The sequence below is a fragment of the Cellulosilyticum ruminicola JCM 14822 genome, assembly GCF_001311925.1.
Lineage (GTDB): Bacteria > Bacillota > Clostridia > Lachnospirales > Cellulosilyticaceae > Cellulosilyticum > Cellulosilyticum ruminicola.
Genome location: NZ_BBCG01000130.1, coordinates 1 through 3,049, shown reverse-complemented (window position 1 = coordinate 3,049; position 3,049 = coordinate 1). Strand labels below are relative to the sequence as shown.

The following is a 3,049-nucleotide window of genomic DNA, read 5'->3' as shown; positions in this document are numbered from 1 at the left end:
ATTGTATAAATTATAAGGTTATGACTAAAACATATTATCTATAAACTTCTGGTTTTAATTTAACATATCTGTTCTTATAAACTTTATATTTCTTATAAGGTTTAAGTTTAGCCATTATTAAATCCATATTCTTACCTATAATTAAAATATACACGAGTATCATGCTGATTCCAATTAATATACCTATTAATGTTTTTCTCATATATACTCCCTCTCTTTTATAGTTTTATCACTTCTAATTTATACTTCTAAATTGAATTTTATAAATCGACCATTGCAATAGCTTGACTTGAAATACCTTGTTCTGCACCAGTAAAACCTAATTTTTCTTCTGTCGTTGCTTTAATATTTACTTGACCTACTGCAATTTCAAGTGCCTTTGCAATATTCTCACGCATCGCTAAAATATGTGGTGCCATTTTAGGTTTTTGTGCAATGATTGTAGCATCAATATTATGAATAACTGCTTTTTTGTCTTTTAAAAGTTTCCCTACATGTTTAAGTAAAGCAATACTTGAAATCCCTTTATACTGAGGATCTGTATCTGGAAAATGTTTTCCAATATCTCCTTCAGCTATTGCCCCTATTAATGCATCCATAATCGCATGTACTACAACATCCGCATCTGAATGTCCTAATAATCCCTTATCATGTGCTATTTCTACACCACCCATAATAAGCTTTCTACCTTCAACTAATTGATGTACATCATATCCCATTCCTACTCTTAACATTTATTTTTCTCCTTTATATTATCTTATACATTTACTGTACTATATATTATATCTAACTTTCTAATTTTTTAATAAAACTTACTACACCATCTTCTTCATTACTATCAATTACTTCTGTAGCCACTTCTTTTAACACATCTACAGCATTTCCAACTGCATAGCTATATTCTGCTATATGAAACATACTTAAATCATTTAGATTATCTCCAAAACAAACAACTTCCTTATAATCATATTGCTGTTTTACTTTTAAAACACCATTAGATTTAGAGGCTTTCTTGCTATATACCTCTAAGAGATATGCCCCTTCCATATAATTATCCTTGTATAATGAATAATCTATTGCTGGTATATCTCTAATAAGCTCTGCAATCTCTTCAATTTTTTCTTTTTCATCCATAAAGACAAAGTAAATTATATCCTTTAGCTTTTCTACCTTAGTATTTTTAAAAAGCTTAGCTTTTTTACGTTCTTCATAGAAAATTGTTTCATATGAATTTAAACTCTTATTGTAATAAGCTGTTAATTGATCTTTATCTTCTATTGTATAAATAAATCCACCTTGATGTGCCGACTCCAAACGTCTAATGATTTCCTCTGAACTACCCTTATCAATATATTCTACATCAATATACTCATGTTGTTTTAAGTCATATAATGCAACACCATTCATTAATACAACTGGAATCTCAATATTTATTCCTTTTAGCATTTTCTCAACGGTAGCTGAGGTTCTAGCCGTTGCAATAGAAATCTGTACCCCTCTAGAAATTAGATTATTTAAAGTTTCTCTACTATATGCTGTAATCTTCTTCTCATTATTTAATAGTGTACCATCCAAATCCGAAATATATAATCGTTTTTTCACGCCATACTCACTTTCCTATATTTTTTTGATAATATTAGCCAATTTTCTTCATCGTATCATATTTCCTACTTAAAATCCATATTATAAAATAATGCAAAAAAACACCTCAGCTTATAAATACTAAACTGAAGTGCTTTCCATATAGTAGCGGAAGAGGGATTTGAACCCACGACACCACGGGTATGAACCGTGTGCTCTAGCCAACTGAGCTATTCCGCCATATAAGTATTAAATTAATAACAAGTGGTCGCTACAGGGCTCGAACCTGTGACCCCCTGCTTGTAAGGCAGGTGCTCTCCCAGCTGAGCTAAGCGACCATATAATAATAACTAACGACCCAGAAGGGACTCGAACCCTCGACCTCCGCCGTGACAGGCGGCGTGCTAACCAACTGTACCACTGGGCCAAATCTTGAAACAGGGGTAGCAGGACTTGAACCCACGACATTCGGTTTTGGAGACCGACGTTCTACCAACTGAACTATGCCCCTTCATGAATGACTGCTTGTCTAATTTTATACAAAACAAAACTCCCCGAGTAGGGTTCGAACCTACGACCCTCCGGTTAACAGCCGGATGCTCTGCCGCTGAGCTATCGAGGAATATTGTGTTCTTTTAAACACACAATTATTATATCAAAGTACTAACCATGTGTCAACACTTTTTAACATTTTTTTATTTTTATACTCAAATATACTCTCTATATTATAAATATATTATGTTTGTATAGAACTTATTTCTTTAATGTTCCTACACCACCACATACCGTACATGAGATTTTTCCACTCCCATTGCATCTTGTACATATTATTGTATCTAACCCAAGAAATGATTTGTTCCCTACTATGCTATAAAGCTGTAATCCAACTCCTGTACATACCGAACATATTTCATGTCCTTCTCCATGACACTTATAGCAAATTTTTCGCTCTTCCCCTACTGTAACCTCTACATTCCAACTTTCTAATGCTATTAACATGCACATTATAAGAAATCTTAGCTTCCATCTTTTCATTATATAGCTCTCCTTAAGTTACTAAGTTTATATATATAATACCCTTACTTAAGAAGTTTTATATAATAAAAAAGCCACTAAAATATTGTATTTTTTAGTGGCTTCTATTATTTAACTCCCCGAGTAGGGTTCGAACCTACGACCCTTCGGTTAACAGCCGAATGCTCTGCCGCTGAGCTATCGAGGAATATTGGTAGCGGAAAAGGGATTTGAACCCATGACACCACGGGTATGAACCGTGTGCTCTAGCCAACTGAGCTATTCCGCCACATAATGGTCGCTACAGGGCTCGAACCTGTGACCCCCTGCTTGTAAGGCAGGTGCTCTCCCAGCTGAGCTAAGCGACCATACAGGGGCAGCAGGACTTGAACCCACGACATTCGGTTTTGGAGACCGACGTTCTACCAACTGAACTATGCCCCTATGTTTTTTT

4 protein-coding genes and 9 tRNA genes are annotated in these 3,049 nt (G+C 34.6%); all 13 read right to left on the bottom strand.

Translation table 11 applies throughout. The features are described from left to right. Positions 1–34: 34 nt before the first annotated feature. The 13 genes from JCM14822_RS20805 to JCM14822_RS18200 all read right to left on the bottom strand — a co-directional run bounded on the left by JCM14822_RS20805 (position 35) and on the right by JCM14822_RS18200 (position 3,039). Positions 35–202, bottom strand: coding sequence for a hypothetical protein (locus JCM14822_RS20805; RefSeq protein ID WP_157047899.1), 168 nt, complete (start codon positions 200–202; stop codon positions 35–37). A 58-nt stretch (positions 203–260) separates the two neighbouring features. Beyond that, on the bottom strand, positions 261–734 hold the full coding sequence (gene ispF / locus JCM14822_RS18255; protein WP_054744048.1) for a 2-C-methyl-D-erythritol 2,4-cyclodiphosphate synthase: 474 nt from the start codon (positions 732–734) through the stop codon (positions 261–263). 52 nt (positions 735–786) lie between these two features. Beyond that, complete coding sequence (locus JCM14822_RS18250) at positions 787–1,602, bottom strand: Cof-type HAD-IIB family hydrolase (RefSeq protein WP_054744046.1); 816 nt, start codon at positions 1,600–1,602, stop codon at positions 787–789. 145 nt (positions 1,603–1,747) lie between these two features. Continuing rightward, a tRNA-Met gene (locus tag JCM14822_RS18245) sits at positions 1,748–1,821 on the bottom strand. A 25-nt stretch (positions 1,822–1,846) separates the two neighbouring features. Further along, positions 1,847–1,919: transfer RNA gene (locus JCM14822_RS18240), tRNA-Val, on the bottom strand. A 16-nt stretch (positions 1,920–1,935) separates the two neighbouring features. Then, positions 1,936–2,008, bottom strand: a tRNA-OTHER gene (locus JCM14822_RS18235). An 11-nt stretch (positions 2,009–2,019) separates the two neighbouring features. Next, positions 2,020–2,092: transfer RNA gene (locus tag JCM14822_RS18230), tRNA-Trp, on the bottom strand. Between the two features lie 39 nt (positions 2,093–2,131). Continuing rightward, a tRNA-Asn gene (locus JCM14822_RS18225) sits at positions 2,132–2,203 on the bottom strand. 131 nt (positions 2,204–2,334) lie between these two features. Beyond that, on the bottom strand, positions 2,335–2,616 hold the full coding sequence (locus tag JCM14822_RS18220; protein ID WP_054744044.1) for a hypothetical protein: 282 nt from the start codon (positions 2,614–2,616) through the stop codon (positions 2,335–2,337). A gap of 115 nt (positions 2,617–2,731) precedes the next feature. Next, positions 2,732–2,803: transfer RNA gene (locus JCM14822_RS18215), tRNA-Asn, on the bottom strand. Positions 2,804–2,807: 4 nt separating this feature from the next. Beyond that, positions 2,808–2,884 (bottom strand) — tRNA-Met (locus tag JCM14822_RS18210). A gap of 6 nt (positions 2,885–2,890) precedes the next feature. Further along, positions 2,891–2,963: transfer RNA gene (locus tag JCM14822_RS18205), tRNA-Val, on the bottom strand. 3 nt (positions 2,964–2,966) lie between these two features. Continuing rightward, positions 2,967–3,039: transfer RNA gene (locus JCM14822_RS18200), tRNA-Trp, on the bottom strand. Positions 3,040–3,049: the final 10 nt, after the last annotated feature.

Excerpts from the sequence above, each read along its gene's own strand:
- JCM14822_RS20805 (WP_157047899.1), bottom strand. The coding sequence starts at position 202 with ATGAGAAAAACATTAATAGGTATATTAATTGGAATCAGCATGATACTC.
- ispF (WP_054744048.1), bottom strand. The coding sequence starts at position 734 with ATGTTAAGAGTAGGAATGGGATATGATGTACATCAATTAGTTGAAGGT.
- JCM14822_RS18220 (WP_054744044.1), bottom strand. The coding sequence starts at position 2,616 with ATGAAAAGATGGAAGCTAAGATTTCTTATAATGTGCATGTTAATAGCA.